The following is a 21,673-nucleotide window of genomic DNA, read 5'->3' as shown; positions in this document are numbered from 1 at the left end:
GCGCCGCGCAGAGCGGCGCGCCCGGTCTCTTTACGCCCGTCCCTCCCGGGGCATGTGGACCTCCAGCCAGGCCAGCAGGTCGTCAAAGACCTGCTGCCGGTCCAGCTCGTTAAACATCTCGTGTCGGCCGCCTGGATACAGCTTCAGGGTCACGTCCCGGCAGCCCGCCGCCTGGAACATGGCGTACACTTTGCGCACCCCTTTTCCCATGCCGCCCACCGGGTCCTGGTCCCCAGAGAAGAAATAGACCGGCGTGTCCGGGTCCATCCGCGCCAGGTTCTCCCGGCGGGCAATGTACTGGAGACCGCCCATCATGTCCCGGAACATGGACACGCTGGACTTGTGGCTGCACAGCGGGTCGGCCAGATAGGCGTCCACCTGCTCCTCATCCCGGGAGAGCCAGTCCGCGCTGGTCCGGTTGGGCCGGAACCTGCGGTTATAGGCCCCCAGGGAGAGGCGGTCCACCAGCGGGCTCACCCCGTCATACCCCAGCCGGCGGCACTCCAGTCCGGCCAGCAGCTTTCCGAAAGCCACCAGGGGGGCGGGCTCCTGCCCGGTCCCCGACAGGATGGCTCCGTCCACCGTCCCCGGATGGTCGATGAGGTAGGTCCGGGTGAGGAAAGAGCCCATGGAGTGGCCCAGGAGGAAGTAGGGGACGCCCGGATGCTTCTCCCCCTGGATGCGGCGCAGTCGGGCGATGTCGGCCACTACCAGCTTCCACCCGTTCTGGGGGGCAAAGGCGCCGTAGCGGCCGTCTTGGACCGTGTTCCCGTGTCCCAGGTGGTCCTCGCCGCACACCAGAAAGCCCTGTCGGGTCAGGAATCGGGCCGCTGTCTCATAGCGGCCGATGTGCTCCCCCACCCCGTGTACGATCTGCACCACGCCCCGAGGCTCCTCCGGGGGCAGCCACGCCCCGGCGTAGCAGGAGCTGCTCCCATCGCTGGACGGAAATCGGAACTGTTGAAATTGACACATGACACCGGCCCTCTTTCGTGTTAAGATACCCTCTGGTCCTCAAGTCTATCAGATTTTCTCCATCCGTCAACCCCCGCTGGGCAGGGGCTGCATCTGCTCCAGCAGGCATCGGATGGCCTCCATGCGGTGCTCCGCCTGCCCGTCCAGCGTCTCATACAGCCCCCCGCAGGCGGTGCTGTCCCCTTCCGCTGCCGCCCGCTGGCATAACCGTCTCCACTTCTGCTCCTGCAGGAACTGTTCCCGCAGCGCTGCGGCCAGGGGGCAGACCCGCGGGATGGGCGGGCTGGAGAAGTGGTAGCAGGCGCCGGTGAGCAGGAACCAGCAGGCCGCCAGCCGCTGGGCCGTCCTGCGCTGCTCCGCCGCCAGGGCGTTCAGGGTCCGGGCCCCGCTGCCCCGGGCCCGCCGGGCCAGCTCCAGATAGATCCTGTGGCCCATCCAGGCCCCTTCCATCAACTCCTCCAGCTGCCGGACCTGCCCAGCGGCCTGCTCCGCCGGAGCGGGAACTTGGCTCTGGGGCTGGAGCTGCGCCGAGCTCTGGATCTGGGCCGCCGGGGCGGCCCCCTGATCCTGATTCTGGAGCTGCGCCGGGGCAGGTATCCGTTCCGCCTGCCGCTCCACCCCGGTCCCCGGCCCGGTCGGCGCCCCCACCTGGATGGGGCTCATGTCCTGGTTGGGCATCACTCTGCGCCAGACCCGCTCAAAGGTCTCCAAATCCACCACCGCCCGCTCCGTGTCCTGGGCCGGGGCGGTCTGTCTCTGTTCCACAGTCGCTCCCTCCTTATTTCGGGCCTGCGCCCGCCTGGATTCTCCCCATCCTATGCGCCGGAGGGGCGGATGGATACAACTCTCCCCGTTTTCCCCTCTTTCAGACTTTTTGTGAAAAAGGAGTGTTTCCCTTGTCTCTCTCTTCTTCCAACGCCGACCTGCCCGGAGTCCACCTCAACTCCGTGGTCAATGCCCCCCACCAGTTCTCCTATGAGAGCGGCGTTCTGGTCACCCGGGTGGAGCCCGGCTTTGCCCAGGGGGTGCTGGAGGTGGGCCCCAACAGCATCAACCCCCACGGTAAGGTCCATGGCGGCGCCCTGGCCACCCTGGCGGACACAGTGGGCGGGTGCTGCGCCTGTTCCAAAGGGGGGCTTTGCGTCACCTCCAGCAGCACCATGGAGTTCCTCCGCCCCGCCGATGGCCCCCGCATCTTCTGCACTGCCACCCCGAAGAAGATGGGCTACCACCTCTCCGTCATCCAGGTGGAGCTGACCAATGTGTCCGGTGAAACCGTGGCCACCGGGACTTTCACCTTTTTCATGTCCCACAGCTGACTTTTTTCTCGTTTTTTCCCAAACCGCCCGTCAAATGCCTTGACTTTTTGACAGAGGCGTGGTAGGATACTTGCACTTCCAACTGAATCGTGTCGGATAGAGGCGCGGCGTTCATGCGTACGCCGGGACAGAGGCCAGGCAGCCGTCCCGGGGGAGAGGGAACGCCGCCGAAGGTCGGGCCGCCTGCCTGGGCGTCCCCTCCTGGGCCGGGGGAGAAGATCCCCCGGACTGTCACTGCAAGTGGAGCGCTATCCAGGGGGGCCTGCCGTCTGGCCTGTTTTCGCCGCCAGACCGCCCCCCTTCGCCATGGCCGCTCCGGGATCGCGCGCCATGGCCTTTTCTTTTGTCTGACCGCCGCTTCAGCTGGGATGTGTGTGGATCAAAAGAAAGGAAGGAACGATTTCTATGAGAACGCGACGCACCTGGATCACACGGGCGGTGCTGGTGGTCATGCTGCTGCTGGCCCTGACCACCTCCGTCTTCGCCTCCAACCCCACCGACGAGCCGGGCAGCAAGATGATCGAGTGTCCCGACTGCGGCACCAGCACCGCCTGTATGGTGTGCTACGGCCTGGACCCACAGTGCGAGTCCTGCGGCGGGACCAATGTGTGTGCCACCTGCGGCGGGACCGGCTATGTCCAGTCCCCCAGCAGCTTTTACAACACCGCCTTCTCCCTGTTGCCCCCGGTCATCGCCATCGCCCTGGCCCTGATCACCAAGGAGGTCTACTCCTCCCTGTTCATCGGCATCCTGGTGGGCGGCCTGCTCTACTCCAACTTTGCCTTTGAGGGCACCCTCGTCCACGTGTTCAGCGACGGCATCGTCTCCGTCCTGTCTGACAGCTACAACGTGGGCATCCTGATTTTCCTGGTCATCCTGGGCACCATGGTGTGCCTGATGAACAAGGCGGGCGGCTCCGCCGCTTTCGGCCGCTGGGCCAAGAAGAACATCAAGAGCCGGGTGGGCGCTCAGCTGGCCTCCATCGTGCTGGGCTGCCTGATCTTCATCGACGATTACTTCAACTGCCTCACCGTGGGCAGTGTGATGCGCCCCATCACCGACCGGCATCATGTGTCCCGGGCCAAGCTGGCTTATATCATCGACGCCACCGCTGCCCCGGTGTGCATCATCGCCCCCATCTCTTCCTGGGCGGCCGCCGTCTCCGGCTTTGCGGAGGACGGCCAGGGTCTGACCCTGTTCATCCGGGCCATCCCCTATAACTTCTATGCCCTGCTCACCATCGTAATGATGCTGGGTCTGGTCCTGATGAAGGTGGATTTCGGCCCCATGGCCAAGTTCGAACGCAACGCCATTGAGAACAACGACCTCTTCTCCGGTTCCAACCCCTATGCCATGCTGGATGAGGAGATCGACGACACCAAGGGCACGGTCATGGACCTGGTGCTGCCCATCGCGGTGCTGGTCGTCTGCTGCGTCATCGGCATGATCTACTCCGGCGGCTTCTTCTCCGGCACCGACTTTGTCTCTGCCTTCTCCAATTCGGACGCCTCCGTGGGCCTGATGTTCGGCTCTGCCTTCGGCCTGCTCTTCGCCCTGATCTACTACACCGTGCGCCGGTCCATGTCCTTCAAGGAGATGATGTCCTGCGTTCCTGAGGGCTTCAAGGCCATGGTCCCCGCCATCCTCATCCTCACCTTTGCCTGGTCTCTGAAGTCCATGACCGACTCCCTGGGCGCCAAATATTTTGTCCGTGATTTTGTGTACAACAATGCGGAGAGCCTGCAGAACTTCCTGCCCGCCATTGTGTTCCTCATCGGCTGCGGCCTGGCCTTTGCCACCGGCACCAGCTGGGGCACCTTCGGCATCCTGATCCCCATCGTGCAGAACGTCTTCCCCCTGGACAATCCCCTGGGCATCATCTGCATCTCCGCCTGCATGGCGGGCGCTGTGTGCGGCGACCACTGCTCCCCCATCTCTGACACCACCATCATGGCCTCTGCCGGCGCTCAGTGCGACCACGTGAACCACGTGTCCACGCAGCTTCCCTACGCCATCTCCTGTGCAGTCATCTCCTTTGTCACTTATATTGTGGCCGGTTTCGTGCAGACCCCCTTCATTGCCCTGCCTGTGGGCATCGTACTCATGCTGGCTTTCCTGTTTATCATGAAGCAGCTCTCCCCCGGCCAGTCCCACCGCGCCGCATGACCCAGCTCTTTTCCGGCCATCTTATTTCCCTCAAGTGAAAAGCCCCGGCATCCGCATTTTCGGATGCCGGGGCTTTTTCCTGTCTTTTTACTGTTTTTCCTCCTGCTCCAGCTTCTCCCGAAGCACTTTGAGGGCAAAATCCACCGCTGGGATGGACTTGGCCGCGCAGTACTGGCGGATATTCTGCAGCTCTCGGATCGCCTCCTGTGTCGTCACGGCGCTCACGCTCCCTTTCCCTGTATTCTCCTTTTATTGTACCACGGGGTCCGGGCCGGGCGCAAGGGGCCCGCCGTTCCGGCGCGCTCATTTTCCGCCCCGGCCCCCGCCCCAGAGGATCAGGAGGACACCCCCGGCCGCTATTCCCCAGGCCGCCGGACCGTCCGGCTCAATGCTCCTGGTAAGACAGAGGAGAGCCAGCGCCAGCCCCAGCGCCTTTCCGCCCCACAGGGACGCCCGCGCCCAGTCCACCTCAGAACTCCTTCCTGGCGTAGATCCTGCAGGAGATCCAGCAGGACAGGAGCATCCCCACCAGGGGCACCAATGGCACCAGGGCAAAGACCCCCAGGACAGCAAGCTCGGGCAGCTGATCCAGCCAGGACAGGTCTATCCCATCGAAGAGGCCCAGCTTGGCGCCCCCCAGCAACACCACGATAGGGGCAAAAATGATGACATACATCCAAGGCCGGGCCCGCTCCGGCCCCAGCTGATAGACCACCGGCAGCATAATGTCCGCGATCATCAGCCCTAAACCCATAGAGACCAGCAGGGTGGCCAGCAGCTCCCCCAGATCCTCCCGTGCCAGCAGGGAGGCCAGGATGCTCCCCACCAGCCCGATGGCCGCCGCCGCCAGCAGCACCAGCAGCAGGAAGAGATACCGGGCCTTTACCACAGCGGTACGTCCCACGGGCAGCACAGCTGCGTACCGGTCCCACTTCGCCGCCTCGTCATAGCTGAAGCTGGAGATGGGAAGCACCATCACGATCACCTCCACCATAGCCAGGGCCATGGACATGGGGAAAACGCCCAGCACGGCCAATCCGGAGTAGAACAACAGGAACAGGGCATAGAGCCTCAGGGTCTTCCGCATCACAAGGGCATCCTTCATCATCAGGCCGGTCATGCCAACTCCCCCTTTCCGATCAAGAGCATGATATCCTCCAGCGTCACCCGGTCCAGCATCAGGCCGGGGTATTTCCGGGCAAAGGCCGCCCGGTCCCGTACCAGCGCTTCACAGCCGAAGCTGCCCTTCCGCACCCGCACCAGATCTCCGGGCTGGATGTCCCGCAGCTGGGCCTGGGTGCAGCCCAGCTTGGCATAGTGCTCCAGAATGGCGTCCTTGCTGTCCGAGAGCACCACGCGGCCCTGGTGGATGTAGGTGATATAGTCTGCGATCTTCTCCAGGTCGCTGGTGATATGGCTGGAAATAAGGATCGCGTGCTCCTCGTCCTCGATAAAGCCCTGGAACTCGTCCAGGATCTCATCCCGCACCACCGGGTCCAGCCCCGCGGTAGCCTCGTCCAGGATCAGCAGCCGGGGTCGGTGGGCCAGGGCCGCCGCCAGGGACAGCTTCATTTTCATGCCCCGGGAGTATTCCTTGATAAATTTTTTCTCCGGCAGTTTGTATTTCTTCAGATACCGGCGGTAGAGCTCCTCGTCCCAACCCCGGTACACCGGCGCCAGAATGACGCCTACGTCCTTTGCCCGCAGGCTGTCATGGAAGAAGCACTCGTCCAGCACTACTCCCACATCCTGCTTGATCTCCTTCTCCCCCTCCAGATCATCCATCCCCAGCAGGGTGACGGTCCCGGCGTCCCGCCGGACCAGGTTCAGCAGGCATTTGATGGTGGTGGTCTTGCCCGCCCCGTTTTCCCCGATCAGCCCCATGATGGCTCCGCCGGGGACCCGGAAGGAGACATCCTCCAGGGCAAATCCGTCGTATTCCTTCCGCAGTCCCTCTGCGACAATGATGTTTTCCATCGCTTTACACCTCTTGATACAGCTCTGTCAGCATTTCCTTCAGCTCCTCCAGAGACACCGCCCCGCGTCGGGCCTCTTCGATGGCCTGGGTGAGCTTTTCCTCCACCCGGCGCAGCTGGGCCTCCCGCAGCAGCTCCCGGTTCTGAGGGGCTACAAAGCACCCCTTTCCCGGCACATTCTCCAGGAATCCGTCCCGCTCCAGCTCCTCATAGGCCCGCTTGGTGGTGATGACGGAGATCCGCAGCTCCTTGGCCAGCAGGCGCATGGAAGGCAGGGCGTCCCCTGCCGCCAGCGCGCCTGCCATGATCTGCTCCTTGACCTGGTCCGTGATCTGTTCGTAGATCGGCTTTCCGCTGGAATTACTGATGATGATGTCCACTTGCGGCACCTTATAAGCACCCCGCCAGACCAGGCGTGCGGCGTCCGGACCGCCGCCGGACCGCCCAGGGGAGCGCTTATCCTTTCTCTCGGGTCATATTGTATATATACTATATACACAGTATAACAGTCATTTTCCTTTTGTCAATAGGCCGGCCCTATTTTTTTGAAAAAATTGTGGGCCGCCCGAAAGGCCTCCTCTCGGGAAAGGCGGCACGGCGCATACCTCCATAAATGAGGGGGGCGGCCTTCCATGGAGATGCAGGCCTGCAGGGAACAGCGAAAGCCGCCCCCTCCGCCAAGCTGGCGAAAGGGGCGGCTTTTTCCGCAATCCCGCAAAATATTATTCCTGATCCAGGTAGACCACTACGGCTCCGTCGGGGCCCACATGGGTACCCACCACAGCCCCCACAGAATTCTGCTCCACCCGGGCCGGGTGATACTTCTCCACCACCCGCTCCCGCAGCTGGTCACAGAGGTTGTGGGTCTGGGTATATCCAAAGTACAGGGGCAGACGGGGCTCAGGATGGATCTCGTCCCCCATCAGCTTCAGCAGGTTGTCCAGGCCGTTCTTGACCCCCAGGCCCTTGCCCAGGATGCCCACCTCTCCCTCCCGCAGGGTGATGAGGGGCTTCACCTTCAGCAGCGTCCCCACCACCGCCATGGAGGCGGGCAGGCGTCCCCCCTTATGCAGATACTCCAGGGTGTTCACGATGCCGAACAGGCGCACCCGGTGGCTGGCGGATTCCACCTGCTCCGCGATCTCCCGTGCGGACAGCCCCTCATCCCGCAGCACGCAGGCAAAGTCTACCAGCATTCGCAGCCCGCACAGGGCCTGCTGGGAGTCCACGATATAGATCTCGTCGTAGCCGCTGAGCTCCTTGGCCAGCTGAGCGCTCTGGAAAGTGCCGCTGAGCTTGGAAGCCAGCAGCACACACACCAGGCTGTCCCCCGCGTCCCGTACCTGCTCAAAATGGGCCAGGAAGTCCTGGGGGGTGGGCTGGCTGGTGGTCGGCAGGCTCTCCGCCTGGGCCAGCCGTCGAAAATACTCCTGGTGGGTGATCTCCACATTCTCCCGGAAGGCCTCCTCCCCGAAGTTCACCAGCAGCGGGACCACTCGCACCCCCTTCTGCTCCGCCTCTTCCGGCAGGATATCGGATGTGCTGTCGGTCAGGATCTGAACGGACATGGTCAAGAACCTCCCTTTTTTTCACTGACGCCGGTCTTCCCCGGCCGCTTCAACGAGTCGAACAGCTCGTCCAGCTGACGCAGGCACTGGACCAGCACCTGGGACTCCTCCTCATTCAAACGGCTGCATACCCGGTGGACTACCCGGCCATAGAACTGGGTATGGACCCGGCTGGCCTCCGCCCCCTTCTCAGTCAGCAGGACCCGTATCACCCGTCGGTCCCGGTTCTCCCTCTCCCGGACCAGGTATCCCTTCCGCACCAGAGTGTTCACCGCTACCGTCAGCGAACTGACCTGGATGGAGAGGCCGTCGGCGATGCCTGTCATGGTGTTGCGGCCGTCCGCCATCCGCTCCCCCACTGCATCCAGCACGTGCAGTTCCCGCACGGAGAGGTCATCCGCCCCCACGTGGTGCAGGGCCCGCTCCTCCAGATCCATGATATGGTCGAACATGTGGTCCAAAAAGCTCTTGAAATAGCGCTCCTGCTCCGCTGTCACCGGGCTCTCCCCCTCTCCGCCGGCAAGTATTTTTCTTTGAATTTCAAATAGTTTGAAGTTCTAATTATTTTACTCTGTCCTTTTCGTCCTGTCAAGTATTCCCACAAATTTTCTGGACTTTCCCCGGCAAATCGGCTATACTTCTTAATAGACAGACATGGACGCATCCCACGCAGCCTGAGGGCAGGAGGTATCTTTTGCATTCTTTTTATTTGTTTTTATGGATCTTTTTTATTTATTCCTTTCTCGGCTGGTGCCTGGAGGTCTGCTTTTTCGCCCTGAACACCGGTAAATTTGTCAACCGCGGCTTTCTCAACGGCCCGGTCTGTCCCATCTACGGCTTTGGCGTGGTCATCGTGGTCCTCTGCCTCACCCCTCTTATGGAGAACACACTCCTGCTCTTTCTGGGCTCGGTGCTCCTCACTTCCCTGCTGGAACTGGGGGTTGGCTTCGCGCTGGAGAAGCTTTTCCATCAGCGCTGGTGGGACTACACCAACGAGCCTTTCAACCTGGGCGGCTATATCTGCCTGCGCTTCTCCCTGGCCTGGGGGCTGGCCTGCCTGCTGGTGATGGAGATCATCCACCCCTCGGTGCTATGGCTTATCCGCCACATCCCCCACACCCTGGGCCTGGTCCTGCTGGCCTGCTTCGTCTCCGTCATGGCGGTGGACCTGACCGCCACCGTGCGCACCATCGCCCGGATCAACCGCAGCCTGGGCCAAATCGACGAGCTGGCCGGCCGTATCAAGGCTCTCTCCAATGATTTGGGCGAAAATTTGGCTGACCGGGTGCTGGACGCAGCCGAGAAAGGTGCGGACTGGAAGGAGTCCCTGGCCGACCGGCGTGAGGACCTGATGGAGGATCTGGCCAGTTGGAAAGAGGAGCTGGCCGAGCAGCGCAGCGAATATCAGCTGGATCTGGCGCTGCGCCGGGCCCAGCGTCTGGAGGAGCTGGAACAGCTGCGCAAATCCCTGAGCGAGCTGCTGGACCGCCACACCTTCGGTCAACGCCGCCTGCTGCGGGCTTTCCCCCAGATGCGCTCCATCGACCACAAGCAGGCCCTGGAGCGGCTGCGCCAGCGTCAGAAGGAGCGTCAGGAGAAAAAAGGCGGGTCTGTGTGATCTTCCTTTGCAGTATCTGTTATTTTGTGATATACTAACGATAACCACTTTTGAAAGGGGGCTCTCCCTTGGATGAGCTTTTGGACCTGAAGCAGCGGCTGGAACAGGAGCGTCCCACCCCCTGGGCGGAGCTGCCTGATCTGGCCCTTTACATGGATCAGATCATCTCCTACATGCCCCGCCAGCTGATCCATTTCGACGACGGCGAGGTCCTCACCTCTGCCATGGTCAACAACTATATCAAGGACGGTCTGGTCCCCCGGGCGGACGGGAAGCGGTACGGTCCCATCCATCTGGGCTACCTCACCGCCGTGTGCGCCCTGAAGCGGGTGCTCTCCGTGCGGGACATGAAGGTGCTCATCTCCGCTGGGGAAAAGCGGGAGAAGCCGCCGGAGGAGCTGTACGCCTACTTCCTCCAGGCCCTGGACCGGGCGCTGAATGAGACCGCCCAATCCCTGCCACCCCAGGCCGCCCCCGAGGACCTGCCCCGCCTGGCCCTGGACCTGGCCCTGCGCAGCTATGCCAGCCAGCTGGCCTGTGCACGCATCCTGGATATCCTCCAGCCCCCGTGCGAGGAGGCCCCAAAAAAGGCAAAAAAGTGATCTCATCGCGATCCCTTCGGAGCGGCACCGCTCCAGTTCAAATATCAGGAGGTCAATCTTATGTCCGACTTCATCATTCTCACCGACTCCTCCGCCGACCTGAGCGGAGAGATGGCCCAGGCTGCGGACGTGCAGGTACTTCCCCTCACTTTCACCATCGGCGGGGCCGATTACCACAACTACCCCGACAACCGGGAGATGGACCCCCATCTCTTCTACCAGCGCCTCCGTGCCGGCGAGGTGGCTACCACCGCCGCAGTCAACATGAACCAGTATGTGGAGGCCATCGAGCCCCTGCTCCAGGCTGGCCGGGACGTGCTGGTACTGGCTTTCTCCTCCGGTCTGTCGGCCACCTTCCAGTCCTCCAAGCTGGCGGTGGAGGAGCTGAGTGAGAAGTACCCAGAGCGGAAGCTGTACACTGTGGACACCCTGTGCGCCTCCCTGGGCCAGGGGCTGCTTGTGTGGTACGCCGCCCAGGAGCGGAAGAAGGGCCGCACCATCGAGGAGGTCCGGGACTGGGCCGAGGCCAACAAGCTCTCCCTCTGCCACCAGTTCACGGTGGATGACCTGCACTTCCTCAAGCGGGGCGGGCGCATCTCCGCCACCACCGCCGTGGTGGGCTCCATGCTCCAGATCAAGCCTGTGCTCCACGTGGACGACGAGGGGCACCTCATCAACATCGGCAAGGCCAGGGGCCGGCAGTCCTCCCTGAAGGCCCTGGTAGACAAGATGGAAAAGACCGTCACCGAGGCGGGGAAACAGACCGTCTTCATCAGCCACGGCGACTGCCTGGAGGACGCGGAGGCCGTGGCCCAGATGGTCCGGGAGCGCTTCGGCACCCAGGACATCCGCATCAACTATGTGGGCCCCGTCATCGGCGCCCACTCCGGCCCCGGCACCCTGGCTCTGTTTTATCTGGGCACTCAGCGCTGAGCCAACTTCTATTTTCATCACAAAGGAGCGTCTCCATGGACGAGATCAAATGGCTGGAAGTGGCCGTCAACACCACCCCGGACCGCCTGGACGAGGTGACCGCCAAGCTGACCGCCGCGGGCATGACCGGGCTGGTCATCGAGGATGAGGGGGAGTTCCAGCAGTTTCTGGAGCAGAACCGGCAGTACTGGGACTATGTGGACCAGGAGCTGATGGACCGGATGCGGGGCGTCACCCGGGTGAAGTTCTACGTCACCGACGACGGGGCCGGCCGGGTCCAGCTGGAGCAGTACACACGTGGCCTGGACGTGGAGTACACCGTCACCCCCCTGACGGACAACGATTGGGCGTACAGCTGGCAGAAGTACTATAAACCTCTGGAGGTCGGCCGGCGCCTCTATGTGGTACCCGAGTGGATGCGGGATGAGCCCGTTCCAGAGGGCCGCAGCCCCCTGTACCTTAACCCCGGCCTCACCTTCGGCACCGGCTCCCACGCGTCCACCCAGCTCTGCCTGGAGGGGGTGGAGGAGCACACCCTCACCGGCCGGCCCGTGCTGGACCTGGGCTGCGGCAGCGGCATCCTCTCCATCGCTGCTCTGTGCTTGGGTGCCAGCACCGCCGCCGCGGTGGACATCGACCCCAAAGCGGTGGATGTGGCCTATGAGAATGCCGCCCTCAACGGCATCGGCCGGGACCGCTATACCGTCCGGGCGGGAGATATCCTCTCCGACCGGGCGCTGGCCGCCCAGCTGGCCTGTCAGCGCTATCATCTGGTGCTGGCCAACATCGTGGCCGACGTGATCATCCCCCTGTCCGCTCAGGTCCCCGCTCTGCTGGCGGAGGATGGGGTGTTCCTGTGCTCCGGCATCATCGACACCCGCGCTCACGAGGTGGAGGAGGCCCTGATCCGCCAGGGGCTGACCCTCACCGGCCGGCGGGAGAAGAACGGCTGGGTGGCCCTGGAGGCCCGCTGCCCCTCCCCCCGGGGCTGATCTCCCCCTCCCCGCTCCCCCGTCGCGGGCGGTTGGCGACACATGCTTTTCCTTTGTCTCATTTGGACTTATTTAGGCCTGCCCAACGCTTTATTCGCCGAAATACACAGAAAAAGCTCCACCCTTGAACAGGTGGAGCTTTTCCCTAGTCTATGTTTGACCTGCATGCTGCAAACCTCAAAAGGCACATACCAACACACTGATGATGAAAATTTAGTATGCACTTTTTCAATACAAGCCCAGTCCAAAAATTAAAACGAGGCAGCTTACTTCGGCAGCTCGCTTTCTTCAACGGCAACTGCTTCAAGGTCAATATCGCTCCAATAAGCTCCAATGTCTGCACTCGTAAAGTATTCAAAATTACCTGTTGAGGATTTTAGATTGCCAGTCTTTACTCCATAGCAGCCATAAATCAATTCGTAGGTCGTTCCGTCGGATAGATTAAATCTAAAACTGGTTATCTTTGCTCCTGTGGTTTCTTCTACTTCTTTGAGTTCTAAGGTCAGCCCCTCGAACATATCATACAGGTCTTTTATAGTTTCTTCTGCATCAACAACTTTCTTTTCTGCTGAAACGGGCGCTCCCGCATAGCGGTACAGTTCAATGGTTTCAACATCTCCAACCTCAAATGGAAAGTTGATATTGACCGTTTTTTGTTGCAGCCGACCAGCCAAAGCATTAAAACCAGTAAGGATATCAAAGCTATTGTTTTTTTCATACTACCATGCTCCTCTGTTAAATCAGGATTTATATTATTCGTTGCTGTCCATCCACATTAAAATCTTCTTACATTTAGGACAGTACCATGCAGTTTTTTCAAGAACAGAAGTTTCTACGCTGATAGTTTTTCGGGTAAAAAAACCTTTTAGCCCACATTTTTTCTTTTCTTCATTAGAAGTAAATTCATACCAATGTCCACCACTTTGTCCAATGCCTTCAACAGTTCCTTGTTCCATTTCCATTCCACAATCTAAACATTTCATATACTACTTCCTCCTAGGCAAATTGGGAATTTATTTTCTGTCTATTTTATCATAGTTTTCTGCTCTGTTCAATGTATAGTAAAATCGATGGAGTTGGAGCCCATCAGTCCCGAAGTAAAAAGGGTCCCCACCTCCTTTTTCTTGACTGCTCCTTCCAGATGTGGGATAATAATAAAATTCCGAAATGACAGGAGGAGTCCCCGTGACCGCGTTTCTCATTCGTCTTCTGCTCCCCTCCGGTGCGGATCCCGGAGACCCCCAGGTCCGTCAGCGGTGCGGCTCTGTGTCCGGGGGCGTGGGCATCGCGCTCAATGCCCTGCTCTTTCTGGGCAAGCTCCTCTCCGGCCTGGCCACCGGCTCCATTGCCGTGGTGGCCGATGCCTTCAACAACCTGTCTGATGCTGCCTCCTCCGTCATCACCCTGGTGGGGTTCCGGCTGGCCGGACAGGACGCCGACCAAGAGCACCCCTTCGGCCACGGGCGGATGGAGTACCTCACCGGTCTGGTGGTGGCCCTGGCCATCCTTCTGATGGGGGTGGAGATCGGCAAGTCCTCCCTGGAGAAGATCTTTTCCCCGGAAGTCACCACCTTCTCCTGGATGGCGGTGGTCATTCTCTTCCTCTCCATCCTGGTAAAGCTGTGGATGTTCTTCTTCAACCGGACCCTTGGCCGCCGCATCGGCTCCGCCGCCATGGAGGCCACCGCAGCAGACTCCCTCTCCGACTCCGTCTCCACTGGGGTCGTTCTCCTGTCCACTCTGATCTCTCACTTCCTCCATGTCCAGGTGGACGGCTTCGCCGGCCTGCTGGTGGCAGTGTTCATCCTGAAGACTGGGTGGGATTCTGCCAGGGAGACCCTGGACCCTCTGCTGGGCCGCCCCATGGACCCCTCGCTGGCCGCCGATATCGACCGGCTGGTCCTGTCCCACCCCCACATCCTCAACATCCACGACCTAGTCTACCATGACTACGGCCCCGGGCGGGCCATGATGTCCTTCCACGTGGAGGTCCCCGCCGGCTGCGACCTGCTGGAGATCCACGACGTAGTGGACCACATCGAACGGGAACTGAAGGAGCGCCACCACATCGAGACCGTCATCCACGTGGACCCGGTGGTCAATGACGAGCGCACCCTGGCCCTGCGGGACCAGGTGACCCGGCTCACTCAGGAGCTGGACCCGGTCCTCACCATCCACGATTTCCGCATCACGGCTGGTCCGCTCCACACCAACCTGATCTTTGACGTGGTGGTCCCCTATGGCTTCCGCCTCACCGACCAGCAGGTGCTGGAGCAGCTCACCCGGTCGATCCGAGCCCTGTCCGATCACTACTACCCGGTGATCCAGGTGGATCACTCCTATATCGATCAGCGGAGCGTCCAAAACTGAGGGATATTTACAAAAAATTCACCCAAGAGGGGCAAAATCCCTTATAATAGAAGGAGAACGGTGTGATGCGGGGCCGTGGCACGCGCTCCCGGTCACAGGATAAACTTTGGGGAGCGCCCTGTCTCTTCCCCGAAACATGGAAAAGGCGGTGCTGATGATGGCAAAAAAAGTTCTGATCGTAGAGGACGACAGCAACATTGCGGAGCTTCTGAACCTCTACCTGGAAAAAGAGGGCTTTGAGCCCCTGGTGGCCAAGGACGGCGGCAAGGGGGTGGAGCAGTTCCGGGCTTTCCAGCCCGACCTGGTGCTGCTGGACATCATGCTGCCGGTAATGGATGGCTGGTCCGTACTGAAAAAGATCCGGGAGAGCAGCAAGGTGCCCGTCATCATGCTCACCGCCAAAGGGGAGACCAGCGACAAGGTCTCCGGCCTGGAAATGGGTGCGGACGATTATATTGTCAAGCCCTTTGAGATGAAGGAGGTCCTGGCCCGCATCCACGCTGTGCTGCGGCGCACCGCCGGCGGCGAGGAGGAGGGGGGCGCCAAAAAGCTGGCCTTTGACAAGCTGGTCATCAATCTGGACTCCTATGAGCTGATCGTCAACGGCCAGCCGGTGGACACCCCGCCCAAGGAGCTGGAGCTGCTGTTCCACCTGGCCTCCTCCCCCAACCGGGTATTCACCCGCAACCAACTGCTGGATGAGGTGTGGGGCTTTGACTACTTCGGAGACTCCCGCACTGTGGACGTGCATATCAAGCGCCTGCGGGAGAAGCTGGAGGGGGTCAGCGACCAGTGGCGTCTGAAAACGGTCTGGGGCGTGGGCTACAAGTTCGAGGTCTCCCCCGCCGGGACGCCCGGCTGAGGCAGGTGTTTGCCTTGAAAAGCCTGTATAAGCGCCAGCTGTTCATGATGGTGGCCATCGTCTTTCTCTCCTTTTTCATGCTGTCCGCCGCTTTCATGATGCTCTCCTACCGCTATATCATCGCAGAAAAGCGGGACGCCATGGAGCGCAACGCCGACTATATCGCCTCCTTTACTTCCGAATATATCCAGCAGTCTGGGAGCCTGGATGTCTACTTCCGCAGCTATGTGGCTACCCTGGCTTCTGTCTCCGACTCCAACGTGCTGCTCTCCGATGTGGACGGGGATATCATCTATGCCTCCGGCGGCAGCTCCTCCGACCTGTCCAATTACACCGACAGCCGCATCCCTCAGCGGGTCCTCCAGCAGGTGCTGTCCAGCGGTTCCTACAACGGCCTGACTAACCTGGACGGCATCTACTCCGAGAAGCGGTATCTGGCCGCCTACCCCTTCGGCATCATCTTCGGCGGAGCCACCACTCCTCAGGGGCTGGTGCTGGTCTCCTCCGATACTTCCAGCGTCTCCGAGATGTGGCGTGCCACCGCCACCATCTTTTTCTTTACCGCTGTGACGGTGCTGCTCATCGCCGTGATTGCCAGTTCCATCACCTCCTCCCATCAGGTCCGTCCGCTGAACGAGATGGCAGAGGCCGCCCGGAAATTTGGGCAGGGGGAGTTCGACGTGCGGGTCACAGGCTATGAGAACCGGTGCGACGAGGTGGGCACCCTGGCGGAGGCTTTCAACTCCATGGCCGCCTCCCTGTCCAAGGTGGAGACCCAGCGCAGCGAGTTCATCGCCAATGTCTCCCACGAGCTCAAGACCCCCATGACCACCATCTCCGGCTTTGCGGAGGGCATCCTGGACGGCACCATCCCCCCGGAGCGGGAGCGGGACTCCCTGGAGATCATCGTCTCTGAGACCCGCCGCCTGTCCCGGCTGGTGCGGCGGATGCTGGACCTGTCCCGCCTCAATGCTTTGACGGAGAACATCACCGCTCAGGAGCAGTTCGACCTCACGGAGACCGTCTCCCAGGTATTGGTCAGCCTGGAGGGCAAGATCACCGGACGTGACCTGGATGTGGACGTTAAAATGCCGGACGAGCCCCTGAAGGTGTGGGGCGACCCGGATTCGGTGACCCAGGTGTGCTACAACCTGCTGGACAACGCCGCCAAATTTGCCGCCAAGGGGACCACCATCACGGTCCAGATCACCAAAAAGGACGGCAAGGCGTACACCTCCATCCGCAATCTGGGGGCCACCATCCCCCCAGACGAGCTCTCTCTCCTCTTTGACCGCTTCCACAAGGCGGACTACTCCAGAAGCATGGACCGGGAGGGCGTGGGCCTGGGTCTGTATATCGTCAAGACCATTTTGGGCAATCTAAAAGAAAACATCACCGTGACCAGTGAGGACGGTGTCACCAACTTTACCTTCACCCTCACCCTCGCCTGAGTTCTTCCAGGCTCCTCTGTGACGTTTTCTTTGGGCCTGCGGCGCGGGCCCCTTTCGTCCGGCCGCGTATGTTTGTCCCCCCTGCGGCATATTCTTTGACTGGAAGGGCGTGCGGGCGGCCCTTCGCCCCCATGTCCCCCTGCTCCGAGCAGGAATCTTCACACTGAACTGAGCGCCCCAGGGCGCGGGGAGGTTTCTTCTATGGACAATCGAAGCGATGGGCTCTGGCAGGGCGGCCCCTGGGAGCAGCCTGCCCGCCCCTTCTCCCCGCCGCCTGCCGTGGTGATCCCGCCCCAGAAATACCGTCCTCCCAGGCCGCCCCAACGCCGCCACAGCGGTCGGATCGGCTTTCTCATCGCGCTGGCTTTGATCGTCTCCCTCACCGCCCTTGCAGTCTTGTTCAATGGCGGCCTCGCCCCCCGTTCCGCGGACCCCGTCCCCTCTGGGTCCGACCCGGGATACAGCAGCTGGGAGCAGGAGGAGGACCTCTCCGCGCCCCCCTCCATTCCGCAGGCGGAGACCGGCACCGGCGTCATCCTCTCCATCACTCCCCCCTCCGGTGAGGCGCTGACCTACACCCAGGTCTATGAAAAGGCCGCCCCCTCCATTGCGGCCTTGACCGCATACAGCGCCGGAATGGTCTCTACCGGTACTGGGATCGTACTCACTGCCGACGGATATATCGTTACCAACGCCCATATCATCGCCGGCGCCGAACAGGTCAACGTCACCCTCTCCGACGACTCGCTCTGGTCCGCCCAGTTGGTGGGCTTCGAGCCTTTGGAGGATCTGGCGGTGCTGAAGATCGACGCCTCCGGCCTCACCCCCGCCCAATTTGGCGATGACACCCTGCTCCGCAGCGGAGACCCCGTCTCCGCCATCGGCAACCCCATGGGCTACCGCTCCACCATCACGCCGGGCATCGTATCTGCCCTGGATCAGCCGGTATCAGTGGAAGGGACCACCATGTACCTCCTCCAGACCAGCGCAGCCATCAACTACGGCAGCTCCGGGGGCGCCCTGCTCAATGATCGGGGCCAGGTGGTGGGGGTGACCACCATCAAGATCGTGGCAGACGACGGCTCTGCCGAGGGGCTGGGCTTCGCCATCCCCACCACCCGGGTCAAGCAGGTGGTGGACCGCCTCATCGCTGGAGCGCCGGTCACCCGCCCCTCCCTGGGGATCATCGTACGCCGGGGCCAGGGGGAGAACGGCGGTCTGGTGGTGGAGGAGGTAGATCCGGACAGCGACTGCCACCGGCAGGGCATTCAGCCCCAGGATATCATCGTGGCGGCCAACGGGCAGCAGGTCCAGACCTTCGCCGACCTGGAGCGGATCAAGCGCACCCTGGACGTGGGCGACTCCCTGCTCCTGGAGGTCCTGCGGGGCGGGGAGCACCTGGAGTTCACCGTCACTCTGATGGATCAGGACGACTTCTGACTCTGTCCCCGCCCAAGCGCGTCTCCCGGTCCGGGAGATACGCTTATTCTGTGTGGAAATCCTCCATGGACGTTTTCCACAGCATGCATCCCGCTACTTTTCCGCCCGCTCTGGGGCGGAAAAGTCCTCGCTTTGCTCGCCGCAGCCCTTGACGTACAAAGGCTGCGGAGGATGTGATCTCATTCGAGGCGGGCTGCCGCCCCCTCGAACTCCCCTGTCTGATCCTGAAACATCTGTCCCTGAAAAAAGCTTTCGAAAAGCCGAGTGCGTCTCCCGATCCGGGAGACGCACTTTTGTCCCCTTGTCCGCCGTGCCCGGAGCATCTTCCTTTCCACTTGCCTTTTTTCTCCGTCCGGAGTACACTAGAAGCAGGAAGCATCCTTCATTCTGAGTGCGGGAGGTAATGCAAGATGGCAAAATTCATCCGTTTTCTGGGGCCGGACGGCCCCACCTATGGCCGCGTGGAGGACGACGTGGTCTACACCCTGTCCGGTGACCTGTTTGGCTGGTGGGAGGAGACCGGAGAGGGTTTTCTCCTGGACGGTCTGAAGCTCCTGCCCCCCTGCTCTCCCGGCAAGATGCTGGCGGTGGGCTTCAACTACCGGGATCACGCCGAGGAGTTCCACACCCCCATTCCCACCGACCCAAACATCTTCCTTAAGCCGCCCAGCTGCCTGGCCGCCCATGGGCAGAAGGTCCTCTATCCCCGTGCCCTGACCCGGCAGGTAGAGTATGAGGCGGAGCTGGTAGTGGTCATTGGCCGGCATGCCCGCCATGTCACCCCGGAGCAGGCCCCGGACTATATTCTGGGCTACACCGTGGGCAACGACGTCACCGCCCGGGATCTCCAGTCCCCCACCGGGCAGTGGGCGCTGTGCAAGGGCTTTGATACCTTCGGCCCCATCGGTCCCTGTATCGTCACCGATGTGGACCCCCGGGCCGGGCTGGAGATCGAGAGCTTTGTCAACGGGGAGCGGAAGCAGCACTCCAACACCCGCAATCTCATCTTTGACCCCTTCCACCTGGTGAGCTATCTCTCTCAGGCCCTCACCCTGGAACCTGGCGACGTGATCTTCACCGGCACCCCCTCCGGTGTCAGTCCGGTCCATCCCGGCGACGTGATGGAGATGCGCATCCAGGGCATCGGCTCTCTCATCAATCCGGTAGCCGCCGAACCCCTGTGAGCAGAAAAATCGCTCTCCCAGACCTTTGAGTCCGGAAGAGCGATTTTTCTGCTCCTTGTTTACTTGCTGCTGGGCAGGACAGACGCCACCGCCGCCGCAAAATTATTGATGGGCATAGTCTGGAGCACGATGCGCCCCGGGCCGGTGACCACGGTGTTGAACAGCCCCTCACCGCCAAAGAGGACGTTTTTGACGCCCTTCACCGTCTGGATATCAATGGAGCAGGTTGCGTCCATCATGGCCAGGTTTCCGCTGTCTACCACCATCTTCTCCCCCGCCTTCAGCTCGTACTCCACCGCAGAGCCGTCGATCTCCACGAAAGCCTTGCCACGGCCGGACAGCTTCTGCATGATGAAGCCCTCGCCGCCGAAAAATCCGGCGCCCGTTTTCTTCTGGAAGAAGATGGACAGCTCCACCCCCTCCTCCGCTGCCAGGAAGCCGGCCTTCTGCACCACCATCGGGCGGTCGTCCATGACCTCCACCTCCCGGATGGAACCGGGGAAGCTGGAGGCAAAGGCGATCATCCCCGCGCCGCCCCGGGCGGTATAGATATTCTGAAATATGGACTCGCCGGAAAACATCCTCCCGAAGGCCTTGCCGATGCCGCCCGCCGAGGTCTGCATCTCTATGTTGGGGCTCATCCAGACCATGGACCCCTTCTCTGTGATCATGCTCTCTCCGCTGGCCAGCTGGCAGATCACCACCGGCATGGGTTCTCCTGTGATTTGATACTGCATGGTTTTCCCGCCTTTCTGATCGATCAGTCTCTTTTCCCCGCTCCTGGGGGCCGCCTCCAGTATAGCGTATCCACTCCTTGGCGGCAACTATAAAAAAGCGGGCCGCGGAAGTCTCCTCCCGCGGCCCGCCCTTCTGTCCCCGGCCGTTCCGTTGGTCATTTCTCCGCCCAGTTCCCGGTGGCCTCAGCGGTAAGGTAGGCGTTGATGAACCCGTCCAGGTCCCCGTCCATCACGCCGTTGATGTTGCTGGTCTCATAGGCGGTGCGGTTGTCCTTTACCATCTGGTAGGGCATGAACACATAGGAGCGGATCTGGCTGCCCCATTCGATTTTCAGCTGGACCCCCTTCAGGTCGGATATCTTGTCCGCCTTCTCCTGCATCTGCAGCTCCACCAGTTTGGCCCGGAGCATCTTCATACAGTTGTCCTTGTTCTGGAACTGGGAGCGCTCCTGCTGAGAGGCCACCACGATACCGGTGGGCTTGTGGATCAGGCGCACGGCGGAGGAGGTCTTGTTGACGTGCTGGCCGCCGGCGCCGCTGGCCCGGTAGACCTGCATCTCGATGTCCTCGGGGCGGATATCCACCTCCACATCCTCGGGCAGGTCAGGCATGACCTCCACTGAGGCGAAGGAGGTCTGCCGCCGGGCGTTGGCATCAAAGGGAGATACCCGAACCAGACGGTGGACGCCGTGCTCCCCTCTCAGGTAGCCGTAGGCGTTCTCCCCCTCCACCATGATGGTGGCCGACTTGATGCCCGCCTCGTCCCCCTCCTGGTAGTCCATGATCTGATAGGTAAAGCCGTGGCGCTCGGTCCAGCGGGTGTACATGCGGTAGAGCATCTGGGCCCAGTCCTGGGCCTCAGTGCCGCCGGCACCGGGGTGGATGGTCAGGATCACATTGGAGCTGTCATACTCCCCAGTGAGCAGGGTCTGTAAGCGCGCCTCCTCCATGTCCCGCTCCAGCTGGGCGAAGCCCTCCTCAAGCTCGGGCAGCAGGGATTCGTCCTCGAACTCATTGCCCATCTCGCACAGGGCCATCAGGTCGTCCCACTCCCGGCGGCGCTTGTTCTGCTTGTCCACCTTATCCTGTAAATTCTTGATGCGCTGCTGCACCTTCTGAGCCTTCTCCAGGTTGTTCCAGAAGCCGTCGGCGGCGCTCTCCGCCTGGAGCATGTCCAGTTCCCGCTCGGCGGATTCCAGGTCCAGGGCTTTTCCCAGTTCCTCCAGGGTGGGAGCCAGGTTGTTCAGCTTGACCTTGTATTCGTCGAATTGGAGCATATGGTCCTCACTCTTTCCATCAAATTCCCGCCCTGACGGGCAGTATTCCAATCAAAGCCCAATTATTATATCTGAACTCGGCTGGAAAGTAAAGAAAAAACCGGATATTCCAGTGTTTTTTTGCGCCGCCGCTCCCACCGTGCAGAGGCGTTCTCCCTCTGCTTCGACAAATGGAAGGGCCGTCTCGCTCAGCGAGGCGGCCC

General features: G+C 61.4%; 24 protein-coding genes and 1 riboswitch. Of the genes, 11 read left to right on the top strand and 13 right to left on the bottom strand.

Features of this window, described 5'->3' with window-relative positions; genetic code table 11:
• Positions 1-30: 30 nt before the first annotated feature.
• Both NE584_RS15945 and NE584_RS15940 read right to left on the bottom strand, forming a co-directional pair.
• Positions 31-975, bottom strand: a complete 945-nt coding sequence (locus NE584_RS15945; RefSeq protein ID WP_256183231.1) for an alpha/beta hydrolase — start codon at positions 973-975, stop codon at positions 31-33.
• Positions 976-1,041: 66 nt separating this feature from the next.
• Positions 1,042-1,740: a hypothetical protein gene (locus NE584_RS15940; RefSeq protein WP_050622714.1), complete on the bottom strand. Its 699-nt coding sequence runs from the start codon at positions 1,738-1,740 to the stop codon at positions 1,042-1,044.
• Between the two features lie 131 nt (positions 1,741-1,871).
• Here NE584_RS15940 and NE584_RS15935 point away from each other — a divergent pair, with 131 nt between their 5' ends.
• Together NE584_RS15935 and NE584_RS15930 are read left to right on the top strand one after the other, a co-directional pair.
• Positions 1,872-2,294, top strand: a complete 423-nt coding sequence (locus NE584_RS15935; RefSeq protein WP_157954667.1) for a PaaI family thioesterase — start codon at positions 1,872-1,874, stop codon at positions 2,292-2,294.
• Between the two features lie 89 nt (positions 2,295-2,383).
• Positions 2,384-2,553, top strand: a riboswitch (Lysine riboswitch).
• A 146-nt stretch (positions 2,554-2,699) separates the two neighbouring features.
• Positions 2,700-4,460 carry a Na+/H+ antiporter NhaC family protein gene (locus tag NE584_RS15930; RefSeq protein WP_108979899.1) on the top strand — a complete coding sequence of 587 codons (1,761 nt, stop codon included), beginning with the start codon at positions 2,700-2,702 and terminating at the stop codon, positions 4,458-4,460.
• An 87-nt stretch (positions 4,461-4,547) separates the two neighbouring features.
• On the opposite strand, the gene NE584_RS15925 is transcribed toward NE584_RS15930, so the two are convergent.
• The 7 genes from NE584_RS15925 to NE584_RS15895 form a co-directional block, all read right to left on the bottom strand.
• Positions 4,548-4,676, bottom strand: a complete 129-nt coding sequence (locus tag NE584_RS15925) for a hypothetical protein (protein WP_256183230.1) — start codon at positions 4,674-4,676, stop codon at positions 4,548-4,550.
• An 87-nt stretch (positions 4,677-4,763) separates the two neighbouring features.
• Positions 4,764-4,928, bottom strand: a complete 165-nt coding sequence (locus NE584_RS15920) for a hypothetical protein (RefSeq protein WP_256183229.1) — start codon at positions 4,926-4,928, stop codon at positions 4,764-4,766.
• Position 4,929: 1 nt separating this feature from the next.
• On the bottom strand, positions 4,930-5,580 hold the full coding sequence (locus tag NE584_RS15915) for an ABC-2 transporter permease (RefSeq protein WP_050622718.1): 651 nt from the start codon (positions 5,578-5,580) through the stop codon (positions 4,930-4,932).
• The gene (locus NE584_RS15910) at positions 5,577-6,437 is read right to left on the bottom strand and encodes an ABC transporter ATP-binding protein (protein ID WP_256183228.1); all 861 of its coding nucleotides are present in this window, start codon (positions 6,435-6,437) and stop codon (positions 5,577-5,579) included. Before NE584_RS15910 ends, NE584_RS15915 begins: the two co-directional genes overlap by 4 nt.
• Positions 6,438-6,441: 4 nt before the next feature.
• Positions 6,442-6,816 carry a GntR family transcriptional regulator gene (locus NE584_RS15905; RefSeq protein ID WP_108979901.1) on the bottom strand — a complete coding sequence of 125 codons (375 nt, stop codon included), beginning with the start codon at positions 6,814-6,816 and terminating at the stop codon, positions 6,442-6,444.
• 342 nt (positions 6,817-7,158) lie between these two features.
• Positions 7,159-8,004 (bottom strand): DegV family protein, encoded by an 846-nt coding sequence (locus NE584_RS15900; protein WP_108979902.1) that lies wholly within the window; start codon positions 8,002-8,004, stop codon positions 7,159-7,161.
• Positions 8,005-8,006: 2 nt separating this feature from the next.
• Positions 8,007-8,501: a MarR family winged helix-turn-helix transcriptional regulator gene (locus NE584_RS15895; protein ID WP_050622722.1), complete on the bottom strand. Its 495-nt coding sequence runs from the start codon at positions 8,499-8,501 to the stop codon at positions 8,007-8,009.
• Between the two features lie 197 nt (positions 8,502-8,698).
• Between NE584_RS15895 and NE584_RS15890 the strand changes: the two genes are divergently transcribed.
• The 4 genes from NE584_RS15890 to prmA all read left to right on the top strand — a co-directional run bounded on the left by NE584_RS15890 (position 8,699) and on the right by prmA (position 12,149).
• Positions 8,699-9,622: a putative ABC transporter permease gene (locus NE584_RS15890; RefSeq protein ID WP_050622723.1), complete on the top strand. Its 924-nt coding sequence runs from the start codon at positions 8,699-8,701 to the stop codon at positions 9,620-9,622.
• Positions 9,623-9,690: 68 nt separating this feature from the next.
• Positions 9,691-10,224, top strand: coding sequence for a DUF1836 domain-containing protein (locus NE584_RS15885; protein WP_050622724.1), 534 nt, complete (start codon positions 9,691-9,693; stop codon positions 10,222-10,224).
• Between the two features lie 60 nt (positions 10,225-10,284).
• Positions 10,285-11,157, top strand: coding sequence for a DegV family protein (locus tag NE584_RS15880; protein WP_050622725.1), 873 nt, complete (start codon positions 10,285-10,287; stop codon positions 11,155-11,157).
• A gap of 35 nt (positions 11,158-11,192) precedes the next feature.
• Positions 11,193-12,149 carry a 50S ribosomal protein L11 methyltransferase gene (gene prmA, locus NE584_RS15875; RefSeq protein ID WP_256183227.1) on the top strand — a complete coding sequence of 319 codons (957 nt, stop codon included), beginning with the start codon at positions 11,193-11,195 and terminating at the stop codon, positions 12,147-12,149.
• A 266-nt stretch (positions 12,150-12,415) separates the two neighbouring features.
• On the opposite strand, the gene NE584_RS15870 is transcribed toward prmA, so the two are convergent.
• Positions 12,416-12,823 carry a hypothetical protein gene (locus NE584_RS15870; RefSeq protein WP_256183226.1) on the bottom strand — a complete coding sequence of 136 codons (408 nt, stop codon included), beginning with the start codon at positions 12,821-12,823 and terminating at the stop codon, positions 12,416-12,418.
• Between the two features lie 78 nt (positions 12,824-12,901).
• Positions 12,902-13,132, bottom strand: a complete 231-nt coding sequence (locus NE584_RS15865) for a PF20097 family protein (protein WP_108979905.1) — start codon at positions 13,130-13,132, stop codon at positions 12,902-12,904.
• 202 nt (positions 13,133-13,334) lie between these two features.
• Here NE584_RS15865 and NE584_RS15860 point away from each other — a divergent pair, with 202 nt between their 5' ends.
• The 5 genes from NE584_RS15860 to NE584_RS15840 all read left to right on the top strand — a co-directional run bounded on the left by NE584_RS15860 (position 13,335) and on the right by NE584_RS15840 (position 19,456).
• Complete coding sequence (locus NE584_RS15860; protein WP_256183224.1) at positions 13,335-14,519, top strand: cation diffusion facilitator family transporter; 1,185 nt, start codon at positions 13,335-13,337, stop codon at positions 14,517-14,519.
• 157 nt (positions 14,520-14,676) lie between these two features.
• Positions 14,677-15,381: a response regulator transcription factor gene (locus NE584_RS15855; RefSeq protein WP_082203642.1), complete on the top strand. Its 705-nt coding sequence runs from the start codon at positions 14,677-14,679 to the stop codon at positions 15,379-15,381.
• 14 nt (positions 15,382-15,395) lie between these two features.
• Positions 15,396-16,832, top strand: coding sequence for a cell wall metabolism sensor histidine kinase WalK (locus NE584_RS15850; protein ID WP_256183223.1), 1,437 nt, complete (start codon positions 15,396-15,398; stop codon positions 16,830-16,832).
• Positions 16,833-17,033: 201 nt separating this feature from the next.
• Positions 17,034-18,272 carry a S1C family serine protease gene (locus NE584_RS15845; RefSeq protein ID WP_108979908.1) on the top strand — a complete coding sequence of 413 codons (1,239 nt, stop codon included), beginning with the start codon at positions 17,034-17,036 and terminating at the stop codon, positions 18,270-18,272.
• Between the two features lie 410 nt (positions 18,273-18,682).
• Entirely contained in the window at positions 18,683-19,456 is a 774-nt protein-coding gene (locus tag NE584_RS15840; RefSeq protein WP_108979909.1) for a fumarylacetoacetate hydrolase family protein, read from the top strand.
• Between the two features lie 59 nt (positions 19,457-19,515).
• Here the strand turns inward: NE584_RS15840 and NE584_RS15835 are convergent, their stop codons facing one another.
• A complete protein-coding gene (locus tag NE584_RS15835) occupies positions 19,516-20,193 on the bottom strand; it encodes a TIGR00266 family protein (protein ID WP_050622733.1) in 678 nt (225 codons plus the stop codon).
• Between the two features lie 155 nt (positions 20,194-20,348).
• The gene (prfB, locus tag NE584_RS15830; protein ID WP_050622734.1) at positions 20,349-21,470 is read right to left on the bottom strand and encodes a peptide chain release factor 2; all 1,122 of its coding nucleotides are present in this window, start codon (positions 21,468-21,470) and stop codon (positions 20,349-20,351) included.
• Positions 21,471-21,673: the final 203 nt, after the last annotated feature.

This window comes from Clostridium sp. DFI.5.61 (genome assembly GCF_024462915.1).
GTDB classification, from domain to species: Bacteria; Bacillota; Clostridia; order Oscillospirales; family Oscillospiraceae; genus Lawsonibacter; species Lawsonibacter asaccharolyticus.
The sequence above is the reverse complement of the archived record's forward strand: the minus strand, read 5'-3'. Positions and strand labels throughout refer to the sequence as shown.

Coding starts and splice junctions, on each gene's coding strand:
- NE584_RS15910 (WP_256183228.1), bottom strand. CDS start 6,437: ATGGAAAACATCATTGTCGCAGAGGGACTGCGGAAGGAATACGACGGA.
- NE584_RS15945 (WP_256183231.1), bottom strand. CDS start 975: ATGTGTCAATTTCAACAGTTCCGATTTCCGTCCAGCGATGGGAGCAGC.
- NE584_RS15855 (WP_082203642.1), top strand. CDS start 14,677: ATGGCAAAAAAAGTTCTGATCGTAGAGGACGACAGCAACATTGCGGAG.
- NE584_RS15845 (WP_108979908.1), top strand. CDS start 17,034: ATGGACAATCGAAGCGATGGGCTCTGGCAGGGCGGCCCCTGGGAGCAG.
- NE584_RS15840 (WP_108979909.1), top strand. CDS start 18,683: ATGGCAAAATTCATCCGTTTTCTGGGGCCGGACGGCCCCACCTATGGC.
- NE584_RS15865 (WP_108979905.1), bottom strand. CDS start 13,132: ATGAAATGTTTAGATTGTGGAATGGAAATGGAACAAGGAACTGTTGAA.
- NE584_RS15915 (WP_050622718.1), bottom strand. CDS start 5,580: ATGACCGGCCTGATGATGAAGGATGCCCTTGTGATGCGGAAGACCCTG.
- NE584_RS15880 (WP_050622725.1), top strand. CDS start 10,285: ATGTCCGACTTCATCATTCTCACCGACTCCTCCGCCGACCTGAGCGGA.
- NE584_RS15930 (WP_108979899.1), top strand. CDS start 2,700: ATGAGAACGCGACGCACCTGGATCACACGGGCGGTGCTGGTGGTCATG.
- prfB (WP_050622734.1), bottom strand. CDS start 21,470: ATGCTCCAATTCGACGAATACAAGGTCAAGCTGAACAACCTGGCTCCC.
- NE584_RS15835 (WP_050622733.1), bottom strand. CDS start 20,193: ATGCAGTATCAAATCACAGGAGAACCCATGCCGGTGGTGATCTGCCAG.
- prmA (WP_256183227.1), top strand. CDS start 11,193: ATGGACGAGATCAAATGGCTGGAAGTGGCCGTCAACACCACCCCGGAC.
- NE584_RS15900 (WP_108979902.1), bottom strand. CDS start 8,004: ATGTCCGTTCAGATCCTGACCGACAGCACATCCGATATCCTGCCGGAA.